Annotated in this window: 22 protein-coding genes and 1 pseudogene; 6 read left to right on the top strand and 17 right to left on the bottom strand. The window is 65.1% G+C overall.

The features are described 5' to 3' along the window. Positions 1-96 precede the first annotated feature (96 nt). Positions 97-660 carry a pyridoxamine 5'-phosphate oxidase family protein gene (locus tag ACVJ5M_RS21590; RefSeq protein WP_354079221.1) on the top strand — a complete coding sequence of 188 codons (564 nt, stop codon included), beginning with the start codon at positions 97-99 and terminating at the stop codon, positions 658-660. Here ACVJ5M_RS21590 and ACVJ5M_RS21585 read toward each other — a convergent pair. Continuing rightward, a complete protein-coding gene (locus tag ACVJ5M_RS21585) occupies positions 657-1916 on the bottom strand; it encodes an adenylate/guanylate cyclase domain-containing protein (protein ID WP_354079219.1) in 1260 nt (419 codons plus the stop codon). The genes ACVJ5M_RS21590 and ACVJ5M_RS21585 overlap by 4 nt on opposite strands. Before the next feature lie 175 nt (positions 1917-2091). Here ACVJ5M_RS21585 and ACVJ5M_RS21580 point away from each other — a divergent pair, with 175 nt between their 5' ends. Both ACVJ5M_RS21580 and ACVJ5M_RS21575 read left to right on the top strand, forming a co-directional pair. Next, positions 2092-3249 (top strand): MFS transporter, encoded by a 1158-nt coding sequence (locus tag ACVJ5M_RS21580; protein WP_354079324.1) that lies wholly within the window; start codon positions 2092-2094, stop codon positions 3247-3249. Positions 3250-3280: 31 nt separating this feature from the next. Beyond that, positions 3281-3472: a hypothetical protein gene (locus tag ACVJ5M_RS21575; RefSeq protein WP_071913207.1), complete on the top strand. Its 192-nt coding sequence runs from the start codon at positions 3281-3283 to the stop codon at positions 3470-3472. Here the strand turns inward: ACVJ5M_RS21575 and ACVJ5M_RS21570 are convergent. The 3 genes from ACVJ5M_RS21570 to dmeF all read right to left on the bottom strand — a co-directional run bounded on the left by ACVJ5M_RS21570 (position 3469) and on the right by dmeF (position 6323). After that, positions 3469-4347, bottom strand: coding sequence for a DMT family transporter (locus ACVJ5M_RS21570; protein ID WP_354079217.1), 879 nt, complete (start codon positions 4345-4347; stop codon positions 3469-3471). The genes ACVJ5M_RS21575 and ACVJ5M_RS21570 overlap by 4 nt on opposite strands. An 81-nt stretch (positions 4348-4428) precedes the next feature. Beyond that, on the bottom strand, positions 4429-5262 hold the full coding sequence (locus ACVJ5M_RS21565) for an N-acyl homoserine lactonase family protein (protein ID WP_354079215.1): 834 nt from the start codon (positions 5260-5262) through the stop codon (positions 4429-4431). Positions 5263-5348: 86 nt separating this feature from the next. Beyond that, entirely contained in the window at positions 5349-6323 is a 975-nt protein-coding gene (dmeF, locus tag ACVJ5M_RS21560) for a CDF family Co(II)/Ni(II) efflux transporter DmeF (RefSeq protein ID WP_354079213.1), read from the bottom strand. Between the two features lie 194 nt (positions 6324-6517). Here dmeF and ACVJ5M_RS21555 point away from each other — a divergent pair, with 194 nt between their 5' ends. After that, the gene (locus tag ACVJ5M_RS21555; protein ID WP_354079211.1) at positions 6518-7336 is read left to right on the top strand and encodes a chromate resistance protein ChrB domain-containing protein; all 819 of its coding nucleotides are present in this window, start codon (positions 6518-6520) and stop codon (positions 7334-7336) included. Next, positions 7336-8721, top strand: a complete 1386-nt coding sequence (chrA, locus tag ACVJ5M_RS21550; RefSeq protein WP_354079322.1) for a chromate efflux transporter — start codon at positions 7336-7338, stop codon at positions 8719-8721. Before ACVJ5M_RS21555 ends, chrA begins: the two co-directional genes overlap by 1 nt. Here the strand turns inward: chrA and ACVJ5M_RS21545 are convergent. Further along, positions 8718-10343 (bottom strand): hypothetical protein, encoded by a 1626-nt coding sequence (locus ACVJ5M_RS21545; protein ID WP_144030670.1) that lies wholly within the window; start codon positions 10341-10343, stop codon positions 8718-8720. The genes chrA and ACVJ5M_RS21545 overlap by 4 nt on opposite strands. 356 nt (positions 10344-10699) lie before the next feature. On the opposite strand from ACVJ5M_RS21545, the gene ACVJ5M_RS21540 reads away from it, so the two are divergent. Beyond that, positions 10700-11431, top strand: coding sequence for an outer membrane protein (locus ACVJ5M_RS21540; RefSeq protein WP_354079209.1), 732 nt, complete (start codon positions 10700-10702; stop codon positions 11429-11431). A gap of 2 nt (positions 11432-11433) precedes the next feature. Here the strand turns inward: ACVJ5M_RS21540 and ACVJ5M_RS21535 are convergent. The 12 genes and pseudogenes from ACVJ5M_RS21535 to ACVJ5M_RS21480 all read right to left on the bottom strand — a co-directional run bounded on the left by ACVJ5M_RS21535 (position 11434) and on the right by ACVJ5M_RS21480 (position 25205). Then, a pseudogene (locus ACVJ5M_RS21535) lies at positions 11434-12979 on the bottom strand (GMC family oxidoreductase). A 4-nt stretch (positions 12980-12983) separates the two neighbouring features. Continuing rightward, entirely contained in the window at positions 12984-14534 is a 1551-nt protein-coding gene (locus tag ACVJ5M_RS21530) for an ABC transporter substrate-binding protein (protein ID WP_354079205.1), read from the bottom strand. Positions 14535-14914: 380 nt separating this feature from the next. Next, positions 14915-17173, bottom strand: coding sequence for a DNA topoisomerase IV subunit A (parC, locus tag ACVJ5M_RS21525; RefSeq protein ID WP_354079203.1), 2259 nt, complete (start codon positions 17171-17173; stop codon positions 14915-14917). A gap of 60 nt (positions 17174-17233) precedes the next feature. Next, complete coding sequence (locus ACVJ5M_RS21520) at positions 17234-17512, bottom strand: hypothetical protein (RefSeq protein ID WP_283016766.1); 279 nt, start codon at positions 17510-17512, stop codon at positions 17234-17236. A gap of 105 nt (positions 17513-17617) precedes the next feature. Then, positions 17618-18370, bottom strand: coding sequence for a DNA repair protein RecO (recO, locus tag ACVJ5M_RS21515; protein WP_283016767.1), 753 nt, complete (start codon positions 18368-18370; stop codon positions 17618-17620). Between the two features lie 140 nt (positions 18371-18510). Then, positions 18511-18891, bottom strand: coding sequence for a hypothetical protein (locus ACVJ5M_RS21510; RefSeq protein ID WP_135215711.1), 381 nt, complete (start codon positions 18889-18891; stop codon positions 18511-18513). A 21-nt stretch (positions 18892-18912) separates the two neighbouring features. Beyond that, a complete protein-coding gene (era, locus tag ACVJ5M_RS21505; protein WP_354100283.1) occupies positions 18913-19839 on the bottom strand; it encodes a GTPase Era in 927 nt (308 codons plus the stop codon). Then, positions 19829-20695 (bottom strand): ribonuclease III, encoded by an 867-nt coding sequence (gene rnc, locus ACVJ5M_RS21500; RefSeq protein ID WP_166097080.1) that lies wholly within the window; start codon positions 20693-20695, stop codon positions 19829-19831. The genes era and rnc overlap by 11 nt, the downstream gene beginning before the upstream one ends. Continuing rightward, positions 20692-21456, bottom strand: coding sequence for a signal peptidase I (gene lepB, locus ACVJ5M_RS21495; protein WP_014494746.1), 765 nt, complete (start codon positions 21454-21456; stop codon positions 20692-20694). Before lepB ends, rnc begins: the two co-directional genes overlap by 4 nt. Positions 21457-21706: 250 nt before the next feature. Beyond that, complete coding sequence (gene acpS / locus ACVJ5M_RS21490) at positions 21707-22126, bottom strand: holo-ACP synthase (RefSeq protein WP_014494745.1); 420 nt, start codon at positions 22124-22126, stop codon at positions 21707-21709. Further along, positions 22123-22875 (bottom strand): pyridoxine 5'-phosphate synthase, encoded by a 753-nt coding sequence (locus ACVJ5M_RS21485; RefSeq protein ID WP_354100284.1) that lies wholly within the window; start codon positions 22873-22875, stop codon positions 22123-22125. Before ACVJ5M_RS21485 ends, acpS begins: the two co-directional genes overlap by 4 nt. 44 nt (positions 22876-22919) lie before the next feature. Next, complete coding sequence (locus ACVJ5M_RS21480) at positions 22920-25205, bottom strand: RelA/SpoT family protein (protein ID WP_071913178.1); 2286 nt, start codon at positions 25203-25205, stop codon at positions 22920-22922. Between the last annotated feature and the right edge of the window lie 193 nt (positions 25206-25398).

Below are 25398 nucleotides of genomic sequence, written 5' to 3'. Positions count from 1 at the left end.
CTTTGCTCAAGACCACTATTTTTCTATCCTGTTTCGGATAACAAGGAAACCTGAAATGTCCGCTCATTCGGATGGCGGCGCGGAGCGTCTTGCACCATGAGTTCACCGCAAATCCGTCGCGAGGACCGCACCATGTCGCAGGAGCGGATCCTGGAGATGCTGGCACGCGGATATGCTGGCCATCTTGCGACAGTCAGCGAGGACGGCTTTCCCTACTGTATCCCGCTCCTCTATCTCTGGCTCGACGGTGAGGTGTATCTGCACACGACAGCCGCCCGGGGACATCTGCGCGCAAACATCGAGCGAGATCCCCGCGTCTGCATCGAGATCGATGAGCACGAAGGTGTCTTCGACTATGGCCGGTTCGAATGCGATTCCGGTCTCGCCTATCGAAGCATATGCCTGTTCGGCCGCATCAGGGTCGTGGGCGACACGGGCATCAAGCAGCGATTCTGCGAAACGTTGATGGCCAAATACGGCAAGCCGGATACGACGCGACCGAAGGGGTTCTTCCCGCGGCTCGACATCATCACCGTCTACGCCGTCGCCATTGAGCGCATGACCGGCAAGGAGACTTCGATGCCGCCGCTTTCCGAACAATGGCCCGCCAAGGATCGAACGAAGACGCCCAATGTCTCGGCCCCTGCGATCCGCCGCTAATTCGCCAGATACCGCTCGTAGCTCCCGGTCACCGGCTCGCTCGTATCGACCTCGGGATCGAGCGTGTAGAGGTCCTGCGCGCGGCCGATGCCGCGCAGCGCGTAGCGTCCGGTGGAGACGAGGTAGCGACGGCCGGTGGCGTCCAGGCCCTTGTAGAACTCGGCCGAGGCCAGCAGCTCGCGGTCGACCGAGCGGCTCATCGAGGCGATGCGACTGACCTCGTTGACGGTGGGGCCGACGACGGTGAAGTCGAGCCGGTCCGCGCTGCCGATATTGCCGTAAAAGACCTCGCCGACATGCAGGCCGATATAGGCCGACGTCGTGGGACGGCCATCGGCCTCCCGCCGCTTGTTCAGCGCAGCGACGTTCTTGCGGAACAGATGCTCGGCGCGTAGCGCAGCGCGCCGCGCGTCCGACATGTCCTCCCCCCAGAACATCGCGAGCACGCCATCGCCGATCAGCTTCAGGACGTCGCCGCCGGCATCGTGGATCGCGTCGATCACGGCCTGGGCATAGTCGTTGAGGAACGGGATGATCTCGTCGGGGCCGATGCTCTCGCTGATCCCGGTCGCGCCGCGCAAATCCGAATACCACAGCACGGCATTGATGCGCTCGGTGACGCCGCGTGTGATGCGCCCGCCCAGCACCTGCGCGGAGGCATCGCGGCCGAGATAGACGCGGCCGAGGGTTCGCGCGATGTCGACCTGCTGCGCCGACTTGATCGCGAGCCCCAGCACCGGCACGAGATCGCGCAGAGCTTCGAGCTCGGGTTCGGAGAAGCCGCTGTCGCGGCGCGTGGTCCAGCAGGAATAGAGGCAATCCATCAGGCCGAGCGCGCCGTTCTCGCCGAAGCGATGCACGAAGGCGAGATAGTGCTTGTGGCCTTTTTCCGCGAGCTCGCCGATCTGTGAGAAATCCATTGAGGGCGCATCGGCGAGATCAATCACCATCTCGTCGTTGCCGTGCTCGAGCATGTGGAAGAACACCGAGCGGCGCCAGCTCTTGGCCGCGTCGCCCTCGGCAGTCGAGCCGTATTCGAATGCGTCGCTCTCGTTGCTGGGACGGTCGCTCCAGCGGAAGCCGCGGCCCTCATAGATCGGATGCAGCGTGTCGATCACGACGAGCCCGCGCGAGAGTTCCAGCCCTTCGGCGCGGCAGCGCTCGCAGAAGCCGCGGAGCAGCTCGTTTTCGGGCAGGCCCGTCAGCCCTTGGCCGGTCAGCCAGTTCATCAGCGCGAGGCGCGAGGTCAATTGCATGCGCCATTATGGCGTGCATTCGTGACGAGCGAAAGGCCACGCGCGAACCGTGCGCAACCAAGGCTCCCGTCCGCAGCAGATCGAATATGTCGCGGACGCTGTTGACGCACTCTCGCCGCGGGCCGCAAATGCAACCGATGACACCGCCGCACACCGAGACCAGAATCGCACCGAGATGAGCCAGCGCCAGCTTCCAATCATCCTGGCGCTCGGCACCACGCAGACCCTGGCCTGGGCTTCCAGCTACTACCTGCCGGCGCTGCTCGCCGATCCCATGGCGCGCGACCTCGGCGTCTCCTCCAACTGGATCTTTGGCGCGTTCTCGGCCTCACTCGTGATCTCGGCGATGCTCGGCCCGCGCATCGGGCGGCAGATCGATCTGTTCGGGGGCCGGCAGGTGCTGTCGGTCTCGAACCTGACGATGGCCGCGGGTCTCGCCCTGCTCGGCCTCTCGCACTCATTGGCGGTGATGGCGTTCGCCTGGCTCGTGCTCGGCATCGGCATGGCGATGGGGCTCTATGACGCCGCCTTCGCCGCGCTCAGCCGCATCTACGGCACCGAGGCGCGCAGGCCGATCACCGGCATCACGCTGATGGCAGGCTTCGCCTCCACCGTCGGCTGGCCCCTCACCGCCTGGGGCCTGTCCCATATCGGATGGCGCGAGACCTGTTTCGCCTGGGCGGCCGCCAACATCCTGATCGGCCTGCCCCTGAACTTCTTCATGCTGCCGGCGATCAAGGGCGCCAAGCAGGCCGCGGCGACGGCCGAGAAGCCGCATCTGCCGCTCGACCGCACCATGGTGCTGCTCGCCTTCGTGTTCGCGGCGGTCTGGACCGTCACCGGCGCAATGGCCGTCCATTTCCCGCGCCTGCTGGAGGCCATGGGCGCGACGCATGTCGAGGCCATCGCCGCCGGCGCGCTGATCGGCCCGGCACAGGTGGCCGCGCGCATTCTCGAAGCGGGTTTCCTGAGCCGCTTCCATCCGCTGTGGTCGACGCGCCTTGCCTGCGTCACCCACCCCCTCGGCGCCGCCGTCCTCGCCATCTTCGGCGCGCCTGCCGCAACCGCGTTTGCGCTGCTCCACGGCTCGGGCAACGGCATTCTCACGATCGCGCGCGGCACGCTGCCGCTGTCAATCTTCGGCCCGAAGGATTTCGGCTACCGCCTCGGCATCATCGGCGCGCCGGCACGGATGGCGCAGGCGGTGGCGCCGCTGGCCTTCGGCCTGCTCATCGACGTCATGGGCGCCAAGGTGCTGATCGTCTCCTCCGCGCTCAGCCTCTCGGCGCTGGCCGCGCTGTTCCTGATCCGCGCCGAACGGCGCCCGGATTGACCGCGCAGCCCCTTTCGCGCACAAGCGGGCCATGAGCGAAGACAACAGCCCGCCCCGCACCTTCAAAGGCCTGCTGCGCTGGGCAACCACGCCGCCACAGGCCTGGGGCGTCTATCTCCTCGCCATCATCCTGGTCTGGCTGCTCTCGTTCTACGCCGGCACGCTCAAGCCGAAGAAGACACCGGACGCCAGCCCGCCCCCGGTCACGGCACCGCGCAACTAGGCCGGCTTCGCCTGGCTGGTCGCGATCCAGATGCCGGCGAACACAGCAACTAGCCCGATCAGAAGGTTTGCGGTGATCGGCTCGCCGATGAGCAGCGCCGCCAGCAAGGTCGCGGCAATCGGATTGACCGTCATGGTATTGGCAACGCGGGTCGGCGTCGCCCGCGCCAGCGCCATCACCCAGAGGATGAAGGCGAGCGCGCCGCCGCCGGCGCCGAGATAGATGCCGGCAATCCATTGCGCCGTCGTGAAGTGATCGAGCGCCGCAAAGCTGCCCTTCACGAGTCCCGCCAGCACCAGCACGGCGGCGCCCGCGCCCATGCCGACGGTGAGAAAACCCAATGCGCTGGAGCGCTGCATCAGCGGGCGCGACAGCACGTTGTAGAACGCCATGCAGAACACGGCACCGGTCATGATCAGTTCGCCGCGCCATGCGCCGGGCGGGCTCTGGGCGAGCCCCGCTGCCAGCGCGGCCGTCACACCGAGCACGGCGATGCCGACGCCAATCATCTTGCGCGCCGTCAGCCGCTCGACGCCGAGGATCGCACCGACCACCATGGTGTGGAGCGGCAGCGTCGCCAGCGCGAGACTGGCGCGCGCCGCGGTCGTGTAGGACACCGCGATATTGTAGAGGATGAAGAACAGGCCGAAGAAGCAGATGCCGAGCAGCGCCACCGCCGGCCAGTCGGGCCGCTGCGGCCAGCGCACGCCGAGCAGCAGCGCGCAAGGCAACAGGCAGAGAAAGCCGATCCCCCAGCGCAGGATCGCGAGCAGAACCGGATCGGCGCCGACGACGAGATAGCGGGTGATCGCCGCGGCGGTGCCGCCGAGGCTGCTCGACGCCAGCGCGATCGCAACCCCGGCCCACTCTCCCACGATCATCTCCTGTCGCGGAGCTCTCCGGGGCCGTAACACGCTGCTGCTGCCAGCGTCATGGCAGCAGCCTCGGCGCAAACGTTAGTCGTAAAACTCAGGCGCCATCTTCTGGCTGTCGCGCTGGGCCTTGTCGTGGTTGATCCAGAGCTGCGCCTTCTCCTTGACGAGCGTGTCCGCGATCTTCTGCATCGACGCCGCGCTCTGGTCCTTGTTGGCGTTCATGCTGGGGACGCGGCGGTTATCCCAATTGTCCTTGAAGTGGACGGCGTCGCCCGACAGCACCACCGCGCCGGTTTTCGGCAGTTTCACCAGCAGAGACTGGTGTCCCGGCGTGTGGCCGGGCGTCGACAGGATGGTCACGCTGCCGTCGCCGAATACGTCCTTGTCACCCGCGAGCAACTCGACCGGATGCGAGGGCTTGAAGCGCGGTTCGTTGTTGGCGCCGGGCCAGTCATATTCGGCCTTCTGCACGTAGAGCATGGCCTGCGGGAACAGCTCGACATTGCCGGTGTGGTCGGGATGCGTATGCGACACCGCCATCGCCTTGACGTCATCCGGCTTGAGGCCGAGCTGTTCGAGCTGGGCGGCCAACGTCTTCGGCCGGCGCCAGGTGACGGCCTTGGGATCGGCGGGGACAAGGCCATTCGGCATGGCGGCGACGGCATCGGCGATGCCGGTGTCCCACAGGAACCAGCCCTTGCTGCTGTGCTTGATGAGATAGCAGCTGTCGACGAAATCCATCGACTTGCCCTCGTTCAGGCCGGGCGTCCAGCGCGAGATGTCCCCGGCGGTGCCCTCCCCGCAATTGAGGACGTAGAGCTTTTCGACGCCCGATTTCTCGGACTGCGCAACGGCCGCGTGGCCGGACAGAGCCAGTGCTGCAACGGCGAGAGCAAACTTGATCCTGGGCATCATCCTTGGTCCCTCTTGCAGAGCCGTGTATGGCTGCGACCGAGGATCAACCCCGGCCGCGCCGCCGAATTCCGTTTCGGCAGATCACATCAATGCGGGCAGATCTCGACCTCGACCGTGACGTGGCTCAGGCCCTTCAGCCCGGCGAGCCGCTTCTTGTAGACGGCCGGCTGCTTCGGCTTGTCCGACACCACGGAGACCAGCACGGCGCAATGGCCGGGCCCGACCTGCCAGAGATGCAGGTCGGTGACGCGGTCCTCTCCGACCTCCATGCGGGCGCGGATGGTGCGTTCGAGCTTCTCGTCGGCGCGCACGTCGAGCAGCACCGCGCCTGATGACTTGACCAGGCCGAACGCCCAGCTCGCGATCACGGCGCTGCCGATCAGGCCGACGGCCGGATCGGCCCAGACCCATCCCGAATACATCGCGACCACCAGCGCTGCGATCGCCAGCACCGAGGTCGCCGCATCGGCCATGACGTGGACATAGGCCGCACGAAGATTGTTGTCGTGATGATGGTGGTGATGACCGTGATCGTCGTGATCATCATGCGCATGCCCAAGGCCGTAGTCATGGCCGTGGTCATGGCCGTGATGATGGTGATCATGGCTGTCACGCAGCAGCCACGCGCTGACGAGATTGACGCAGAGGCCGAGGGCGGCGACCGCGATCGCCTCGCCATAGACGATCGGCACCGGCGTGAACAGCCGCAGCACACTCTCATAGGCGATCTCGACCGCGATGAGGCCCAGGATGATCGCGCTGGAGAAGGCGGCGAGATCGCCGAACTTGCCCGTGCCGAAGGTGAAATGCGCATTCCCCAGATGCCGGCGCGCGAAGCGGTAGGCAAAGGCTGCAATGCCAAGCGCGGCCGCATGCGTGCCCATGTGCCAGCCGTCGGCCAAAAGCGCCATCGAGCCGAACAGCGAGCCGGCAACGATCTCGCCGACCATCATGACCAGGGTCAGGACGACCACGAGCCAGGTGCGCCGCTCGTTCTCGTCGTGCCTCTCGCCCAGAAAGGCGTGGTCATGGGTCCATTGCTCGGTCGAATGGGAATGCATCGAAAAGTCTCCGAAAGGTCCGGTCCGTTGACCCGCAATATAGACCTGCGGAATGTCCGGGCAAAATCAAGTCAACGAGCCGATTGACAGCCCGGCGCGGTTTCGTTGTAATGACGCTCATGGGGATTGAGCGATCTCCCCACGAGGCGACAAGCCCAAGTATCGCGTCCCGTTTGTCTTTACGAGGGCGCATCATGTCTTCCTACACAACGATATCTGCTGACAAATTGGCACGGCTGATCGGCACGGCGAACGCCCCTGCCCTGATCGACGTGCGCACGGACGAGGATTTCGCCGCCGACCCGCGACTGATCCCCGGCTCGATCAAGTTCAGCCACAACAACGTTCCGGACTGGGGCGGCGAATTTTCCGGCCGCTCCGCCATCGTCGCCTGCCTGCGCGGCGAAAAGCTCGCGCAGGGCACGGCCGCCTGGCTGCGCCAGCTCGGCGTGCAGGCCGAGACGCTGGAAGGCGGTTTCGAGGGCTGGAAGAACGCAAAGCTGCCGCTGGTCGATGCTGCAAAACTGCCGGCGCGCGACGCCAAGGGACGCACCGTCTGGGTGACGCGGGCCCGGCCGAAGGTCGACCGCATCGCCTGCCCCTGGCTGATCCGCCGCTTCGTCGATCCCAACGCGGTGTTCCTGTTCGTCGCGCCCTCTGAAGTGGTCGCCGTGGGCGAGCGTTTCAACGCGGCGCCGTTCGACATCGAGAACGTGTTCTGGAGCCACCGCGGCGAGCTCTGCACCTTCGACGTGATGATCGAGGAATTCGGAATTGCCACGCCACCGCTGCTGCGGCTCGCCACGCTGGTGCGCGGCGCCGACACCGCGCGGCCCGACCTCGCACCGGAAGCCCCCGGCCTGCTCGCGGCCTCGCTCGGGCTGTCGCGGATGTACGACGACGATCTTGAACAGCTCGAAGCGGGCATGACGCTCTACGACGCCTTCTACCGCTGGTGCCGCGACGCTACGGCCGAGACCCACAACTGGCCGACCAACAAGGTGAAGGCGTGATGGACACCCGCGCCAATCAAACGGGGGCTGATGCCGGTCACGGCATCAGCTTCGGTGAAGCCTTCCGCGTCTGGCTCCGCGTCGCCTGCCTGAGCTTTGGCGGCCCCGCGGGCCAGATCGCGGTCATGCATCGCATCCTGGTCGAGGAGAAGAACTGGATCTCCGAAGGCCGATTCCTGCATGCGCTGAACTACTGCATGCTCCTGCCCGGACCGGAGGCGCAGCAGCTGGCTACCTATGTCGGCTGGCTGATGCATCGCACCGCCGGCGGGCTGATGGCGGGCGGGCTCTTCATCCTGCCCGGCATCATCGCCATCATGGGCCTCAGCTACATCTACGCGGCTTTCGGCAATGTCAGCTTCGTCGAGGCGCTGTTCTTCGGGCTGAAGGCGGCCGTGCTGACCATCGTCCTCGAAGCCGTGGTGCGCGTCGGCAAGCGCGCGCTGAAGAACCGCATCATGATTGCGCTCGCCGCAATCGCCTTCGTCGCGATCTTCTTCTTCGCGGTCCCCTTCCCGATCATCATCATCGCCGCCGGCGTGATCGGATATGTCGGCGCGCGGGCCGGCCGCCCGGAGTTTGCCCCGGCGGCTCACGGCCCCGGCGGCAGCACCGCCGTGATCGACAGCATGCTCGGCGAAGCCGTTCCCGAGCATGTGCGCCCCAACACCGCGCGCGCGATCCGCGTCGGTGCGCTATGGCTCGCGCTCTGGCTGGTGCCGGTGATCGCGCTGCTTTTGATTCTTGGTCAAGCCAGCGTGTTCAGCCAGATCGCGCTGTTCTTCTCGAAGATGGCGCTGGTCACTTTCGGCGGCGCTTATGCGGTGCTGGCCTATGTCGCCCAGCAGGCGGTCGAGCATTATCACTGGCTGAAGCCGCACGAGATGCTCGACGGTCTCGGCATGGCCGAGACCACCCCAGGGCCGTTGATCATGGTGCTTCAGTTCGTTGGCTTCATGGCCGCCTATCGCGATCCAAGCGGCCTGTCGCCAATGCTTGCAGCGACGCTCGGCGGACTGCTTGCGACCTGGGTCACGTTCACCCCCTGCTTCCTCTGGATCTTCGTCGGCGCCCCCTACATCGAGCGCCTGCGCGGCAACACGGGCCTCGCCGGCGCACTCAGCGCGATCACCGCCGCCGTCGTCGGCGTGATCCTTAACCTCTCGATCTGGTTCGCGCTGCACACGCTGTTCCGCGAGACCGTGCCGGTGCACGCCTTCCCGCTGTCCTTCGACAGGCCGGTGCTGACGAGCGTTGACGTCCCGGCGCTGCTGCTGTCGATCGCGGCCGCGACCGCGATCTTCCGCTTCAAGCTCGGCATGCTCACCGTGCTCGCCGGCAGCTGCGCCGCGGGCGTGGTGCTAAGGCTGGTGGGCCTGATCTAGGCCGCGGCAGCCGCACGACCGGGGTCGAACTCTCCGTCGCGCGGCTCAAGCAGGCGCGACGGTTGCTCCGCGCCCGGCTGCGCCGAGGGACGCTGCGCGGCATCGCAGGTGCCGCGCCACTGCTCGATCAGATCGAGATTCGAATTGGTGCGGAGCGAGTCCTCCAGCGCCGGCATCGCGCTGGCGCCATCGGCCCCCTGCAAAATCCGATCGAACTCCTCGGACCTTCCCTGGAGTCGCGCCTGCCACGAAGCCCACAGCAGCGAGCTCGCCGTGCGGATACCGTGCGTGCGTAGCTTTTCGCGTGCGCTGCCTCCTTCCTTCGGCTTGGGCTGCGGCCCAAGCTGCGTGTAGAGGATGGCCTGGTCGGTCCAGTCGATGATCCGCTCCGGCGGAAGGCGCGTGTTGAGCAGGAGCTCGACGATGTCGGCAGTCGCCATATTCGGGACGTTCTCGATGTCCTCCTCCTCGAGCCTGACCTCGTGCCAGACGGTGAGACCATCGAGATCGCTGATCGGCAATTGCGAGACCATGCTCGGCAAGATGAGGCCCGCCGCCTTCTTGAACATCTGCTCCACGACCTGCCAGAGCACGCGCGGGAATACGCCGAAGACGAAGCCGGCGAGCAGAAGCAGATGGTCGTTCGCGCTAGACACAGCCGTGAAGGTCCAGATCCCGATGACGGCCAGAATGATGCGCAGCGACACCGCGACATAGGCGCTGCCACCGAGATCCTCCAGGACGTAGCGGCGAAACAGCATCTGGAGCGAGAAGAAATAGGCGCCGAGGAACGCGAGCTGGACCGGCGTGCCCGACGGCGTCAGTGCCTGCACGCCCGGACTCACGGTGAAGACAACGTCGGCCTGATACGGCGGCAGCGTGACAAACCAGCCGAGCGAAATCAGCACCGTGGCGAGCAAGACCGGGACCGTCGCAGTCGAGAGTGTCGTCACGCCGCCGGTATCCGCCCTTGAATATTTGCCGAGACGGCCGCTCAGCACATCCGCATAGACGTTCGGCGCAAGCTCGCCATAGATGGCTTCGAACTTCTGAAGATACCCCTGAACGCGACGTCCCCGGATCGCCGCATCCTCGTTCCGCACCTGGCGCAACAGCCCCAGACGATCGAGATTGACCAGGTATTCGTTCAGCAGGCTCGCCTTGCGCGTTCCGACGAAGAGATACCACATTGCGCCGGGCAGCAGGCACACCACGGCCAGGAACACGCCGCGCAGCACCGTGTACTGGTAGAATTTGCCGAGCGAGGCAACAATGGCCACGATCGACACCAACACCAGCATGAAGAATATGAAGAGTCCCGCACGTGTGGACGCCTTGCTCTCTCTCAGCCATCGCTGCCCGATCGGCATCAGCAAGATCGTCGGGATGACGACAGCGGCGAACACCACGATCGGGATGATCACCTGGCGTGAGTCCCAGATGAAATTGCGGAGCGGCTCCACGCTGAGGACCACGATGAAAACGCCGCCAAGAAATGGAATCACCTCGAAGAACGATTCCAGCCGTTTGGCGAATCCGGATGCGGGCGCCGGAGCTTCAGAATCTGCAAGGTCCGCCTGAGCCGACTCGTCGGCGGGCACGGGTTTTGGAGTGTCGCTCATTGCCAGACCTCCCTTCATTGCGGGAACAGCGTCTGAAAATGCGAACCGCCAGCGCTTATCGGGCATGGCGTAATTTGAGCCGAACTCCGGCCATGGTGCTGGGTCAGCCAGCGCTGTCGAATGCTAGCACGACCCCGCTGTGACCGCTGTGAAGTGGTTCACCTTCGATGGCACCAGGTAAAATCAGCATCGACGTCAACGAGCCGTCATGCTCGCCGCGTGCATCGGATCCGAGCGTGACATTTGCGCCACGGCTCTACCCCAAATTGTGCACATCATGCGAATTGCACTTTCCCGAGCAGCGGCATTTCTGGCAGACATGTGCCAAGTTGTCGCAGGCGGGAATGGGGACTGACATGGGGCGTTTCGCGGTCGCTTGGGTGGGCGGGCTTTTGGCAGTGGGATTTTCCAGCGCGGCCTTGGCGGCTGATCTGGCGGTGAAGGCACCTCCCCTCGCGCCCATCCCCTTCACCTGGACCGGTTGCTATGTCGGCGCACACGTCGGCGGTGTCGTCAGCGACGACCGAACCACCAACTCGCTTGGAAACTCTGTCTCCTTCAGTTCAACAGGCTTCGTTGGGGGCGGACAGGTCGGCTGCGACTATCAATTCGCGACCAGATGGGTCGTGGGTGCCGAAGGCCGCGCGGCCTGGAGCAGCCTCCGCAACTCGCACGCCGGCACCGTCAGAAACCTCGTGACCGGCGTCGTCGTCCCCAGCCAGTTCACGATGAGCAACGACTTCCTGGCCTCGGCTACCGCGCGGCTCGGCTACGCGTTCGCTGATCGCTGGCTGGTGTTCGTCCGGGGCGGCGGCGCCTGGACGCGTGAAAAGCTTGACGAGGCCTTCACGCCCGCTGGCGGCGTCCCCGTCAATCCCAGCGGAGCCAGCACCCGAACCGGCTGGACCGCCGGCACCGGCGTCGACTGGGCGTTCGCGCCGCATTGGTCTGCGGTTTTCGAATACGACTATTACGACTTCGGCGACCACAGCGCGTTCCTGAGCAACGGGGCCGGCACGACCGTCAACATCTTCAGCCTGAAGGATCGCATTCACGCAGTGACCGCAGGCGTGAACTATCACTTCTAGCGCTAACGCATCAGCATCCGCGCAATCGCCTCGCCGATCACCACCGTCGTGAAGTGGGTGTTGGCGCGGCAATCGGACGGCATGATCGATGCGTCTGCGACGCGCAGGCCTGAAATGCCTTTCACGGAGCCATCGGGGTTTACCACACCATCGGCGTCGTTGACGCCGGTCATGCGGCAACTGCCTGCGGCATGCTGGATGTCTCCTGTCTCTCGCAGCAGCAGCGCATCGAGCTCGCGATCCGGCAAGGCCGCAGCTTGCGGAAGCGTCAGATCGGTGTCGGTCAGCCTGATCCAGTCGGCAATACCTGAAAGCGCCGGCTGGGAGGTGATCACGGCCAGTCGTTTCACCGCATCCTTCATCCGCAGCATGTCGCGGGGATCGGCCAGCATGTTCTCTTCGACGATGGGATCGATCGCGGGGTCGGTCGAAGCCAGCTTGAGCGTGCCGCGCGAATAGGCGTTGAACAGGCCGGCGCCGATCGCCCCGGGCACGCCGATGCCGCGGTGGTTGAACGCGATCAGGATCATGTCGCGCTTGCCGCCATCGGCGAGGCCGGAGGAATAGGTCACGCAGCAATTGGTGTGGCGGGTGTCCGGATCGGTCGGCCGCAGGTTTTCGTGGAGCTGGATCGTGGCGCGAAACAGCGGGTGATCGAAGAAGTGGCGGCCGACCGGCAGATCGCGCTCGACCGCGATCCCCATCGCCTTCAGCTCATCCGCCGGTCCGACGCCTGAACGCAGCAGGATCGCCGGACTGTGGATGGCGCCGGCGCCAGAGCACGATCTGGCGCGCGCTGATCTCGTGGGTGCCCTGCCCTTCGATGTGAACACGAAGGCCGGTCGCCCGGCCGTCGCTGATCAGCACGCGATCGACCAGCGCATGCCCGCGAATCTCGAGATTGGCACGGCCGCGCGCCGGCTCGAGGTAGCCCTCGTTGGTCGTGATGCGGCGGCTGTCGCGGCTGTTGATGGGATAGCAGGCGACGCCCTCGCCATCAGGACCGTTGAGGTCGGCGCACCAGGGATAGCCGCTCGCCAGCGCCGCATCGCGCAGGCCGCGATCGATCGGGCCCCACTTCTCGGGCGGAGCGCGATAGACCGGCAGCGGTCCGCCGCGTCCATGGCCGGGGGCGTCACCAAATTCCAAATCATCCTCGATCACCGAGAACAGCGGCATCACGTCCTTGGCCGACCAGCCGGTGCAGCCGCCGGCGGCCCATTCGTCGAACGCGTCGGCGACGCCGCGGATGGCAATCTGGCCGTTCATCATCGATGAGCCGCCAAGCCCCTTGCCGCGCCAGTAGAAGCGCGGCTCCTGTCCAGCCACCCGGCGCGTCAGGAGATCGGGCCATTGCCATTTCTCCTGGTACTCGCGCTTGTGGATGATCGGGATGGGATTTGGCGTCATCACCTCCCAGGGCGCCTCGTCGGCGCGCCAGTCCAGCCCCGCCTCGATCAGCAGGACACGCCGTGCGGGATCTTCGGACAACCGTGCCGCAACAGCGGCGCCGGCGGAGCCGCCGCCGACAACAATGACATCGTACATCGCGTTACTTCTCAACGTTCCAGAACACCGGGATGGCGGACGGTATCAGACCACGCAGGGTGGCGCGATAGGCCGCCGGCTGCGCGAACTGGCCCCACGGGATCGCGGGCGCCTGATCGTACATGACGCTCTGAATCTCGCCGGCGATCTTCTTGCGATCCTCCTCGGCGGGCGCCTTGGCGAAGGCTTCCATCAGCGGCGTGATGCGCGCATCGCATTGCCAGCCGGTGAAGTCGGCGCAGTTGAAGGCGACCATGACGTTGGTCAGCGGCGAGCCCAGGTCAAAACCGCCGGCGTGAACGCCATAGACGCTCCAGCCCTCTTTCTTGGCGCGGCGCGCCAGCACGCTCGCCCAGTCCATCACCTGGAGATCGACGTTGAACCCGGCCTGCTTCAGCCGCTCGGCCAGCACCTGCGCCGAGACACGCGGGGCTTCGAGGTCGTTGGCTTCCATGACGACCACGGGCTCGCCGGCATATTTGGTCGCCTTCAACGCGGCTTTCGCGGCTTCAATCGACGTCTTTGCGGCCGCTTCCGTGCCGGCCTTGCTCTCATAGGTGGTGCCGCAGGTGAAGAACGTCGCGCAGGGAGCGGCGTATTTGGCATCGAGCCCGAGCGCATCCAGCACCTCGCGCTGGTCGACCAGCTTCCACAGCACGCGGCGAATTTCCGGATCATCAAACGGCTTCGATGCGGCGTTGAGACGGTAGGCGCCGGCGAACATGTTGCCGCCGGTGAAATTGACCAGCTTGACGCGGGAATTCTTTTCCAGCTGCGGCAACAGATCGAACGGCGCATATTGCATGAAGTCGACCTCGCCCGCCTGCAGCGCGGACGCGGCGGTCGCACCATCAGGGATGACGCGGATCTCGAGCGTGTCGATGCCGACGCGCTTGCCGCCGGCGAGGAAATCGGCGGGCTCGGGGCGCGGCACATAGTCGGCGAATTTCTTCAGGATCATGCGATCGCCGGTGCGGTGATCGGCCTTGCTGTAGACGAACGGGCCGGAGCCGATGATCTCCGTGATGCGCTGGTCGCCGGGTGTTTTCGCGATGCGCTCGGGCATCATGAAAGCGACCGGGCTGACGGGATTGCCGAGCGCATCGATCACGAGGCCGGACGGCTCCTTCAGCGTCAGCACGAAGGTTTTCGCATCCGTCGGCTCGAGCGAGGCCGTGATCGCGAAGATCCGACGGCCGAGCGCGCTGCGGGTGCCCCAGCGGCGCAGCGACGCCACGCAATCGGCCGCCGTGACCGGCTGGCCGTCATGCCATTTCAGGCCGTCGCGCAGCGCAAACGTATAGGTCAATCCGTCGGATGAGACTTTCCAGTCCTGCACCATCTGCGGCTTGATGTCGCCCTTGGAGTCTTTCGCAAAGAGCGTGTCGAACACCATGTAGCCAAACGTGCGCGAAATGTAGGCCGTGGAAAAATGCGGATCGAGCGTGACGATCTCCGCCTCGAGCACCGCAACGAGATTGCCCGCCGCATGCGCGGGCGCCGCGACCAGCGCGAGGCCGAACAGCGCGGGGATGAAAGCCTTCAGTTTGAACATTGGTGTATTTTTGCCTTTTGACTGAAACGTTCGCAGTCACTAGGAAAAAGCAATGTTCGTGCCCCCACGTATGCTCTCGTGGTTATCTGCCACGCGTTTGCGGGATGCGCACTTTTGAGTTGGAGAGCGGCGCTATCGCATCTCGTCATTGCGAGCGCAGCGAAGCAATCCAGAGTCTTTCCACGGCGGCAGTCTGGATTGCTTCGCTGCGCTCGCAATGACGGTGGGGAGACAGATGCGCGCCACTCTCTCGCTCTCATCGCCCGCGAAGGCGGGCGATCCAGTACTCTGTGACGTCAGTAATTGAACCGAGAAGCCCCGGCGTACTGGATGCCCCGGTCAAGCCGGGGCATGACACCGTTGTTGTGGCGTGAGCCGCCCTAGCCGATCACCTTGCCGAACTTGTTCGACTTCGGGAAACCCTTCGGCGGCATGCGGCCGGCATCCGCACGGGTACCTTGCCACTCAGCGAGCTCCTTCATGGTCGCGGAGAATTCGCGGCCGGCGGAGTCCTTCCAGGTCAGGCCCGCCTTGGCCTCGAACACGGCGACATCGGACAAGCCGCCGTCCTTGTACTTCTGCAGGCGCACGCCGCGACCGCGGGCCATCTCCGGCACCTGGTCGAGCGGGAAGATCAGCATCTTGCGGTTCTCGCCGATGACCGCGACTGTGTCCCCGATCACCTCGGTGACCGTGCGCGCCTCGTTCGGCATGTCGACGTTGAGGACCTGCTTGCCCTTCTTGGTCGTGCCGACGCAATCGTCTTCGTTGACGACGAAGCCCTGGCCCTCGTGGCTCGCGACCAGGAATTTACGCCCGCCCTTGTTGACGAACAGCGCAACGGGAGCGGCCTCCTGCTCGAGGTCGATGAACAGACGGATCGGCTCGCCGTGACCGCGACCGCCCGGAAGCTTTGCGACATCGAGCGAGTAGAATTTGCCGTTGGTGGCGAACAGCAGCAGCTTCGAGGTCGTCTCCGCAAAGAAGGCAAAACCGAGCTTGTCGTCCTGCTTGAAGGCCAGCCCCGAGAGATCCTCGACATGGCCCTTCATGGTGCGGATCCAGCCCTTTTCGGAGACCACGACCGTCACCGGCTCGCGCTCGACGAGGGCTTCTTCCATTGCGGCGAGGTCGTGCTCGGGCGCATCCGCAAAGGTGGTGCGACGCTTGCCGAGGGGCGTCTTCGGTCCAAACATGTCGCGGACCTTGCCGACCTGCTCGCCGACCTTCTTCCACTGCTCCGGCTCCGAGGCGAGCACCGCGTTGATGCCCTTGAGCTCGGCGCGGAGGTTCTTGTCCTCGGTGCGGATCTCCATTTCCTCGAGCTTGCGCAAGCTGCGCAGGCGCATGTTGAGGATGGCTTCGGCCTGCACCTCGGTGAGCTTGAACGCCTTGATCAGCGCCGGCTTCGGCTCGTCCACGGTGCGGATGATCCTGATCACCTCATCGAGGTTCAAGTACGCGATCAACAAACCGCCCAGAACTTCGAGCCGGTGCTCGATCTGCGTCTTGCGGAAGTTGGTCCGGCGGATCAGGACGTCGCGCAGATGGTCGAGCCATTCGCGCAAGCACTCCGCGAGCCCCACGACCTTGGGGATGCGGCCCTTGATCAGCACGTTGAGGTTCAGCGGAATCTTGTTTTCGAGCTCGGTCAGCCGGAACAACGATTCCATCATCAGGGCGGGATCGACGTTCTTCGACTTCGGCTCGATCACGATGCGGACGTCTTCGGCCGACTCGTCCCTGATGTCGCCGACCAGCGGCAGCTTCTTCTGGTCCAGCAGCTCGGCGACCTTCTCGATCAGGCGCGACTTCTGCACCAGGAAGGGGATCTCGGTGACGACGACGACCCAGGTGCCGCGCGTACCCTCTTCCTGCTCCCATCGAGCGCGAACACGGAACGAGCCGCGACCGGTCGCATAGGCTTCAGCGATCGCCTGCTTGGAATCGACGCAGATGCCGCCGGTCGGGAAATCCGGGCCCTTCACCCACTTCAGCAACGCCTTGGATTTCGCGTCGGGCTTCTCGATCAGGTGCAGCGCGGCGTCGCAGAGCTCGGCCGCGTTGTGCGGCGGGATCGAGGTCGCCATGCCGACCGCGATGCCTTGCGCGCCGTTGGCAAGCAGGTTCGGAAAGCCGCCGGGCAGCACGACCGGCTCTTTCGACTGGCCGTCGTAGTTGGGCCGGAACTCGACGCCGTCCTCGTCGATGCCCTCGAGCAGAAGCCGCGCGACGTCGGTCATGCGCGCTTCGGTGTAGCGATAGGCAGCCGGGTTATCGCCGTCGATATTGCCAAAATTGCCTTGGCCGTCGACCAGCGGGTAGCGCGAGGAGAAATCCTGCGCGAGGCGTACCATGGCGTCATAGATCGCCTGGTCGCCATGCGGATGGAACGAGCCCATCACGTCGCCGACGATCTTGGCGGATTTCTTGAACGCCGTGCCGGGGTCGAGCCGGAGCAAGCGCATGCCGTAGAGGATGCGCCGGTGCACCGGCTTCAGACCGTCGCGCGCATCCGGCAGCGCACGGTGCATGATGGTGGAGAGCGCATAGGCGAGATAGCGCTCTTCCAGCGCCTCACGCAGCGGCACCTCGTGAATTTCGGCCGGTTCCTCCGGCGGAATCAATCGTTTTCCCATGCCGCCCGGTTAAACCGTGGAAACGAATCGGGCAAGGATCGATTGGTTCCCTGTGGGCGGCTATTGCCCTGCCCAGCCGGCGGTCACTGGCTGCTGGGTCTTGGCTTGCGCGGTGACCGGCGCATTGGTCAGGCAACGCCGGGCGACCTCGATTTCGGCCTCCGTTGCCCCCTTGGACCGCGCCCAACTCTCTGCGGCCGCAGCGGAATATTTCGCCACGTAATACCGGATCACGGTGCAGGATGCCCGGCGAAAGACACCCAGTTGCGGCTCGCCAGCCGCGGCGTCAGGCGCGAACGCAAGCAACGCCGCCGACACGGCGAATCCCTTGATCAACATTTTTGGCTGTCCCCGTTGTGGAACCCTGCGAGGGCCAATTCGACCAGGCGGATTTCGTTCCCGGGGAACTTCCATGTCTGGCGACAGGGCAGAAGCGCTCTCAGGTCATGGCGCCGGAATGGCCAAATTCGCCTGCTGCCGCGTCAGCGCATTGATGAAGCCGGCGCGCGCGTCGGAATGGCCTTGGCCGCGCGGCTCCAGCACATGGCGCAGCAGGAACAGGCCGGTGAGCCGGAAGCCGTCCTGGAGATCCTGGTCGGTGAGGTCGCTCGCGGCCTCGCCACGACGCAGGAACGGCGGCAGGCGCAACAGCCGGTCGCGCCATGGCTCGCCGGCCCCGCGCGACACCGCGCCGCCGGATTTCGGCGAAACATAGATCAGATCCGTGGTCTCGCCGGTCACCGCGCAGTTTTCCAGCGCCAGCCCAAAGCCGAGCTCGGCGAGCATCGCCAGCTCGAAATGGATGAGGTGCACCGCGGCACTGCCGATATCGTCGAAATCATCGAGTGAATGTTCGAGCATCGCAAAGATGTCTTCGTGCGGATCGCGCTCCGGCAGCAGCCGCGCAATCGAGGCGAGATGGGTGACGCCATAGACCCCGTGGGCGGATCCCAGCAGCGTCGCCGCGCGCAGCTTGAGGCCCTCAATCGCATAGGTGCCGAGATGCTCGTCGAGCCGCGCCCGCCACACCACACCGACGCTGTTGCCGGGCTGCAAGAGCGGCCGCATCCGCGAACCGGCGCCACCGCGCACGAGGCCGAGATGCCGGCCGTGCGCACGCGTCAGCAGCTCGACGATGGCGCTGCTCTCGCCATGCCGCCGCACGCCCAGCACGATGCCTTCGTCGGTCCATTCCATGGAACGGAGCTTATCGCATTTCAGGTGAGTGTAGGACGGGCAAAGCGAAGCGTGCCCACCAATTTGATCCGCAGCGCGATTATGGTGGGCACGGCGCGCAAGGGCGCGCCTTTGCCCACCCTACGGCATCGCGCAAGACGTTAGGCGTTGAACCAGCCCTGGGCGTCGCCGCTGAACGAGAAATACAGCCCCATCGCGGTCAGCACGCAGGAGACGATCTCGATGACGCTGTCGAGCTCCAGACCCTTCTCGCCGATGATCTGGCCGAGCGAGATCACGGACAGCACGAGGGCCGCCGCCAGCACCCAGCGCGGCCAGTTCTTGCGCCAACGCGCAGCCAACCAGACGAAATAGACCAGCAGCAGGATCATGCCGCCGGCGAGCAGGGTCGCCATCATGATCATCGGCTCGGTCATCTCGGCACTGGGCGTGCGGTCCTGCACCGCGACCGACAGGGCATCCAGCATCAATGACGCATAGAGCAGCGCTTCGAAGCGCCGGACGTTGCTGGGTACGCTCATCGGTGACCGATCTTTTCTTGGTTATTCTTTGGGAAATTCCAGGCCCATCTCGCGATAGCGATCGGGATCGTCGCCCCAGTTTTCGCGCACCTTGACGAACAGGAACAGGTGCACCGGCACGCCTAGGATCTCGCCGATCTCCTTGCGCGAGTCCGCGCCGATCGACTTGATGGTGGCGCCGCCTGCGCCGAGCACGATCTTGCGCTGGCTCTCGCGCTCGACGAAGATCGTCTGCTCGATGCGCACCGACTTGTCCTTGCGCTCCTCCCACTTGTCGGTCTCGACCGTGGATTGGTAGGGCAATTCCTGGTGCAGCTTGCGATAGATCTTCTCGCGCGTGATCTCGGCCGCAAGCTGCCGCATCGGCGCGTCCGACATCTGGTCTTCGGGGTAGAGGAACGGGCCCGGCGGCACGATTTCGGCCAGCGTATGCCTGAGGTCGTCGACGCCGTCGCCCGAGATCGCCGCGATCATGAAGGTCTTTGCAAAGGCCATGCGCTCGTTGGCGGCCTGCGCCAGCGCCAGCAGCTTCTCGCGCTGGACCAGATCGACCTTGTTGATGACCAGGATCTTCTCGTGCTTGACGCTGGCGACCTTGGTGAGGATCGCCTCGGCCTCTTCATCAATCCCGGCCTTGGCGTCGAGCAGCACGCAGACGAGGTCGGCGTCGTGCGCCCCGCTCCAGGCCGTCGAGACCATGGCGCGGTCGAGCCTGCGCTTGGGCAGGAAGATGCCGGGCGTGTCGACCAGGATGATCTGCGCGTTGTCCTCGATGACGATGCCGCGGATCAGCGCGCGCGTGGTCTGCACCTTGCGCGAGACGATCGTGACCTTGGCCCCGACCAGCGCATTGACCAGTGTGGATTTTCCGACATTCGGCGCGCCGATCAGCGCAACGAAGCCGCAGCGCGTTGTGGAGGGCGCCTCGCCGCTTGCTTCAGCCGTCATTGCCGCCGCCAACACCTTCACGTTCGATCATCACTGAGGCCGCCACCTTCTCCGCTGCACGCTTGCTGCCACCGATGCCTTCGGCCGACGCCAATCCCGGCAGATCCACCGCGACGCGGAACTGCGGATCGTGATGCGGGCCGGTGCGCTCGACCTCGCGGTAGACAGGCGTCGGCAGCCCCTTCCCCTGCGCCCATTCCTGCAGCACGGTCTTGGGATCGCGCAAGGGACGCCGCGGCTTGTGCATCCGTTCGGTCCAGTTGCGCCTGACGAATTCCGCCGCCGCCGCATAGCCACCGTCGAGGAAGACGGCGCCGATCACGGCCTCGCAGATGTCGCCGAGCACGCTCTTGCGCAGGCGGGCATCGGCGCTCGGTCCGACCGAACCGAGCTTGACGTCGTCGAGCAGACCGAGCGACTTGGCAACGTCGGCGCAGCTCTCCTTGCGCACCAGTTCGGCAAGTCGCTTGGACAGCTCGCCCTCGTCGGCATTCGGGAAGGCGTGATACAGCATGTCGGAGACGACGAGCCCCAGCACGTGGTCGCCCAGGAATTCCAGCCGCTGATAGCTGTCGCCGCGCTTGCGCCCAGACTTCAGCGCCGAGACATGCGTGATCGCCTGCATCAGCAGATTCGGATCGGCAAAGCTGTGGCCGATGCGCGCCTCGAGCGCCGCGTTCGCATCCGAGGCCTTGGCCTTGCTGCTGCGCACCCGCTTCTTCTTTGCAGGCGTCTTGGTTTCAGGTGTCTTGGTTTCAGGCGTCTTGGTCGCAAGCGTCTTGGTCGCAGCTTCGCCGTCGGCGCCCGCCGCGGGCTCGGTCGATTGGATCGGGATGTCCTTGGCTTCGTCTTTCATCGGACGATTTTGAAGAAACGGTTCCAGCGCACCGCCCAAGGCCAGCGCCAGAACATCCAGGCATGCTCGCCTTCGGCGATGGAGAAGAAGATCATCTGGGCGCGGCCGATCAAATTCTCCTGCGGCACGTAGCCGACCTGGCCGAGGAAGCGGCTGTCGGTGGAGTTGTCACGGTTGTCGCCCATCATGAAGAAATGGCCCGGCGGCACGTTGTAGACGTTGGTGTTGTCCATGTAGCCGTTGTCGGCGCAGTCCAGCGTCTCATAGGACACGCCGTTCGGCAGCGTTTCCTTCCAGCGCTTCACCCGCGAGATGCCCCCGCCTTCGGAGCCGCAGGGATCCTCGCCGACAAATTCGCTCATCCGCTGCCGCTCGACCGGAGTGTCGTTGATGTAGAGCAACCCATCCTTCATCTGGATGCGGTCGCCGGGAAGGCCGATGACGCGCTTGATGTAATCGGTGGAGTCGTCCTTCGGCAGGCGGAACACGACGATGTCGCCGCGGTTCGGGTCCGAGCCCCAGATCCGCCCCGAGAACAGCGGCGGCGAGAACGGGATCGAGTAGTGGCTATAGCCGTAGGAATATTTCGAGACGAACAGATAGTCGCCGACCAGCAGCGTCGCCTTCATCGAGCCGGACGGAATGTTGAACGGCTGGAACAGGAACGTGCGGATCACGAGCGCGATCAGGAGAGCGTGGATCACGACGCGGATCGTTTCGCCGACGCCGCTTTCAGTTTTCGTTCCCGAAGTCACGCTCATTGCTCTCTCAATTCCGGCCGGCGGTCACAGAGCGCCCTCCTTCCGCGAACAGCCCATCGCTTCGCGGCCCAAGGAGATTGTCCTGATTCTGATAATGAGGGCCAATTCCGGCGTAAAGCCGAATTCGCCCAGCCTGATTTGCGTTCGCGGACTTTTAGACGGTTGTCGGGGGCCACGCAATCAAGGATCGCATCAAAACTGCATAAGACATTGATTTTTAATGTGAATTATAAAAACAGCCCGCCGACGGTCAGGGCTTGGCCAGCGGCACCGCGGAAATGATGACGAAGGCCTGCGCCAGCGGCCAGTCGTCGGTGATCGACAGGTCGATTTTCGCCTCGAACCCCTCGGGCGTCAGGGCCTGGAGCCGGGCCAGCGCCCCGCCCGTCAACTGCATGGTCGGCCGCCCTCCCGGCAGGTTGACCACCCCCATGTCGCGCCACCAGACACCGTTCCGGATGCCGGTACCTAGCGCCTTCGAGCAGGCCTCCTTGGCCGCGAAGCGCTTGGCGTAGGTTGCAACCACCATCTTCTCGCTCTTGGCGCGCCGCTCCGCCTTGGCCCGCTCGGCCGCGGTGAAGATGCGGTCGAGGAAACGCTCGCCATGGCGCTCGATCACCTTGCCGACGCGGGTGATGTCGATCAGGTCGGAGCCGATGCCGATGATCATGCCCGGCTCCGGCCGCGGTCCATCGCCGCGCGCATGCTGCGCACCGTCTCGGCGAGCCCGACGAACAGCGCCTCGCCGATCATGTAGTAGCCGATGTTGAGCTCCATGATCTCCGGCAGCGCCGCGATCGTCTCCGCCGTCGCATAGTCGAGCCCATGGCCCGCATGAACCTCGAGCCCCGCTTCCTTGGCCAGCTTCACCCCTGCCACGATCCGCTGCCATTCCGCCTCGGCCTTCCCGGTGTGGCCGTCGACGACGGCGTCGCACCAGGCCCCCGTGTGGATCTCGATCACGGGCGCACGCAGCCGCGCCGCCATCTCGATCTGCGCGGGATCGGCGGCGATGAACAGCGAGACCCGGATGCCCGCATCGTTCAGCCGTGCGATGTAGGGCGCGAGCGCATTGTGCTGGCCGACCACGTCGAGGCCGCCTTCGGTCGTCACCTCCTGGCGGCGCTCCGGCACGAGGCACACCGCGTGCGGCTTGGTCGCAAGCGAGATCCGCATCATGTCGTCGGTCGCCGCCATCTCGAAATTGAGCGGCTTGGAGATCCCGGCCTTCAGCCGCGCCATGTCCTCGTCGCGGATGTGCCGCCGATCCTCGCGCAAGTGAGCGGTGATGCCGTCGGCGCCGGCCTCGATCGCCAGCAGCGCGGCACGCACCGGATCGGGATGGCGGCCGCCGCGCGCGTTACGCACGGTTGCGACGTGGTCGATATTGACGCCGAGGCGGAGCGGAAGTGCGGGCATTTCAGGACTCGCGAGATCGGGGGACGGACGCCTACGAAAGGCGTCTATCCATTAACACGTTCGACGCGGGCGACGACCGCCTTGGCGCGCAACTGGGCGAGGATCGCGCTCAGATGCTTGAGATCGTAGACTTCGAGATCGATCGTCGTCTCCGTGAAATCGGGCGAGCGGCGCTGCATGCTGATGTTGTCGATGTTGCCGTCGTGCTCGGCGATCACGGTCGCGATCTGTGCCAGCGCGCCGGGCTCGTTGACGTTCTCGACCTTGATGCGGGCCGGGAAGCGCTGCGGGGCGGAATCCTCGATGTCCCAGCGCACGTCGAGCCAGCGCTCCGGCTCCTCCTCGAAATCCTTCAGGGCCGGCGCCTGGATCGGGTAGATCGTGATCCCCTCGCCCGGCGTGACGATGCCGACGATGCGGTCCCCGGGCACGGCGCCGCCGTTCGGCGCGAACTTCACCGGCAAATCGGAATTGATGCCGCGGATCGGGATCGCGACCGGGCTGCGCGGCGGCTCCGACGACTTCTCCCTGAGCTTGGCGGCGAGCCCCTTCTTGACGCCGTAGCGCGCGATGCGCTCCTCCTTGTAGTCGGGATACATCGCACGCGCGACGTGGGAGGCCTTGATCTCGCCGCGGCCGACCGCCGCCATGACGTCCTCGATCGAGGTGCGCGCGAGCCGCGGCAGCGCGCCCTTGAGCTTGTCGTCGGCGTATTCGATCTTGGCGCGCTCGAACAGGCGTTCGACGATGCGCCGGCCGAGACCGACATATTGGTCGCGCACCGCCGTCCTGGTGGCGCGGCGGATCGCGGCGCGCGCCTTGCCGGTGACCGCGAGCGTTTCCCAGGCCGACGGCGGCGCCGCCTGCGCCTCCGAGGTCAGCACCTCGACCTCGTCGCCGTTCTGGAGCTCCGAGGACAGCGGCGCGAACTGGCCGTTGATCTTGCAGCCGACGGCGCTGTTGCCGACGTCGGTGTGCACGGCATAGGCGAAGTCGATCACATTGGCATGGCGCGGCAGCGCGATCAGCTTGCCCTTCGGGGTGAAGCAGAACACCTGGTCGTGGAACAGCTCGAGCTTGGTGTGCTCGAGGAATTCCTCGGGGTTGGCGCTCTCCGAGAGGATGCCGATGGTGTGGCGCAACCAGGCGAACGCATTGGACTCGCGCTTGAGAAACTCGGTCGGCGAGCCCACGTCTTCCTTGTAGAACACGTGTGCGGCGATGCCGCGCTCGGCGATCTGGTCCATCGCCTCGGTACGGATCTGCAGCTCGACGCGCTGGTTGCCGGGGCCGATCACCGTGGTGTGGATCGAGCGGTAGTCGTTCTGCTTCGGCGTCGAGATGTAGTCCTTGAAACGCCCGGGCACGACCGGCCAGTTGGTGTGGACGATGCCGAGCGCGCGATAGCAGGCCTCGATGTCGTTGACGACGAGGCGGAAGCCGAAGATGTCGGACAATTGCTCGAAGCCGACCGACTTGCGTTCCATCTTGGTCCAGATCGAGAACGGCTTCTTGCGGCGGCCATAGACCCGCGCGCCCAGCCCCCGGTGGCGCAGATTGTTGGAGAGCTGGTCCTCGATCTCGCCGATCAGGTTGCGGTTGCGCTCGGCGAGCGCGTCGAGCCGCTGCATCACCACCGAATAGGCTTCGGGATCGAGGGTGCGGAAGGACAAATCCTCCAGCTCCTCGCGCATTTCCTGCATGCCCATGCGGCCGGCCAGCGGCGCATAGATGTCGAGCGTCTCCTCGGCGATGCGCCGTCGCGACTCCGGCGGCACGAAGTCCAGCGTACGCATGTTGTGCAGGCGGTCGGCGAGCTTGACCAGCAGAACGCGGACATCGTCGGCAATGGCCAGCAACAATTTGCGCAGGTTCTCGGCCTGCTTGGCCTCGCGCGACACCAGCTCCAGCCGCTTCAGCTTGGTCAGGCCCTCGACCAGCGCGCCGATCTCAGGCCCGAAGATCTGGTCGATCTCGGCACGCGTCGCCTCGGTGTCCTCGATCGTGTCGTGCAGCAGGGCGGCCACGATGGTGGCGTCGTCGAGCTTTAGATCGGTGAGAATCGCCGCCACTTCGAGCGGGTGCGAGAAGTACGGATCGCCCGAGGCACGGGTCTGCGAGCCGTGCGCCTTCATGGCGTAGACATAGGCGCGGTTCAGCAAGTCTTCGTTGGTATTGGGATTGTAGGACCTGACGCGCTCGACGAGGTCATATTGACGCATCATGCGCGCGCGAGGCTTGGCCGGGCGCCCCACCGGCGCAGTCGGGGCCACGGCAACCGATTCGGTTGCGGCCAGCATCTGCGTTTGTCTCCGGCGCCGATACACCATGCCATCCTGCCTTCAAACGGACCATGAGCCGCCCGTTGCATACATCTTAGCCCCGATCGCGCGTGCGTCCGATCAATTCGGTGACAGGCAAGCAACGCGATGCGGCAACGCTATGGTAACCACGAAAACGCCAACAAAAGCAAAGGCCCGAACACGGGTTCGGGCCTCTGATAAGATCACAAGAAATCGACGA

It is taken from the genome of Bradyrhizobium sp. S3.7.6 (assembly GCF_054061875.1).
The sequence above is the reverse complement of the archived record's forward strand: the minus strand, read 5'-3'. Positions and strand labels throughout refer to the sequence as shown.

Coding starts and splice junctions, on each gene's coding strand:
- ACVJ5M_RS21590 (WP_354079221.1), top strand. CDS start 97: ATGAGTTCACCGCAAATCCGTCGCGAGGACCGCACCATGTCGCAGGAG.
- ACVJ5M_RS21585 (WP_354079219.1), bottom strand. CDS start 1,916: ATGCAATTGACCTCGCGCCTCGCGCTGATGAACTGGCTGACCGGCCAA.
- ACVJ5M_RS21580 (WP_354079324.1), top strand. CDS start 2,092: ATGAGCCAGCGCCAGCTTCCAATCATCCTGGCGCTCGGCACCACGCAG.
- ACVJ5M_RS21575 (WP_071913207.1), top strand. CDS start 3,281: ATGAGCGAAGACAACAGCCCGCCCCGCACCTTCAAAGGCCTGCTGCGC.
- ACVJ5M_RS21565 (WP_354079215.1), bottom strand. CDS start 5,262: ATGATGCCCAGGATCAAGTTTGCTCTCGCCGTTGCAGCACTGGCTCTG.
- dmeF (WP_354079213.1), bottom strand. CDS start 6,323: ATGCATTCCCATTCGACCGAGCAATGGACCCATGACCACGCCTTTCTG.
- ACVJ5M_RS21555 (WP_354079211.1), top strand. CDS start 6,518: ATGTCTTCCTACACAACGATATCTGCTGACAAATTGGCACGGCTGATC.
- chrA (WP_354079322.1), top strand. CDS start 7,336: ATGGACACCCGCGCCAATCAAACGGGGGCTGATGCCGGTCACGGCATC.
- ACVJ5M_RS21545 (WP_144030670.1), bottom strand. CDS start 10,343: ATGAGCGACACTCCAAAACCCGTGCCCGCCGACGAGTCGGCTCAGGCG.
- ACVJ5M_RS21540 (WP_354079209.1), top strand. CDS start 10,700: ATGGGGCGTTTCGCGGTCGCTTGGGTGGGCGGGCTTTTGGCAGTGGGA.
- ACVJ5M_RS21530 (WP_354079205.1), bottom strand. CDS start 14,534: ATGTTCAAACTGAAGGCTTTCATCCCCGCGCTGTTCGGCCTCGCGCTG.
- parC (WP_354079203.1), bottom strand. CDS start 17,173: ATGGGAAAACGATTGATTCCGCCGGAGGAACCGGCCGAAATTCACGAG.
- ACVJ5M_RS21520 (WP_283016766.1), bottom strand. CDS start 17,512: ATGTTGATCAAGGGATTCGCCGTGTCGGCGGCGTTGCTTGCGTTCGCG.
- recO (WP_283016767.1), bottom strand. CDS start 18,370: ATGGAATGGACCGACGAAGGCATCGTGCTGGGCGTGCGGCGGCATGGC.
- ACVJ5M_RS21510 (WP_135215711.1), bottom strand. CDS start 18,891: ATGAGCGTACCCAGCAACGTCCGGCGCTTCGAAGCGCTGCTCTATGCG.
- era (WP_354100283.1), bottom strand. CDS start 19,839: ATGACGGCTGAAGCAAGCGGCGAGGCGCCCTCCACAACGCGCTGCGGC.
- rnc (WP_166097080.1), bottom strand. CDS start 20,695: ATGAAAGACGAAGCCAAGGACATCCCGATCCAATCGACCGAGCCCGCG.
- lepB (WP_014494746.1), bottom strand. CDS start 21,456: ATGAGCGTGACTTCGGGAACGAAAACTGAAAGCGGCGTCGGCGAAACG.
- acpS (WP_014494745.1), bottom strand. CDS start 22,126: ATGATCATCGGCATCGGCTCCGACCTGATCGACATCACCCGCGTCGGC.
- ACVJ5M_RS21485 (WP_354100284.1), bottom strand. CDS start 22,875: ATGCCCGCACTTCCGCTCCGCCTCGGCGTCAATATCGACCACGTCGCA.
- ACVJ5M_RS21480 (WP_071913178.1), bottom strand. CDS start 25,205: ATGGTGTATCGGCGCCGGAGACAAACGCAGATGCTGGCCGCAACCGAA.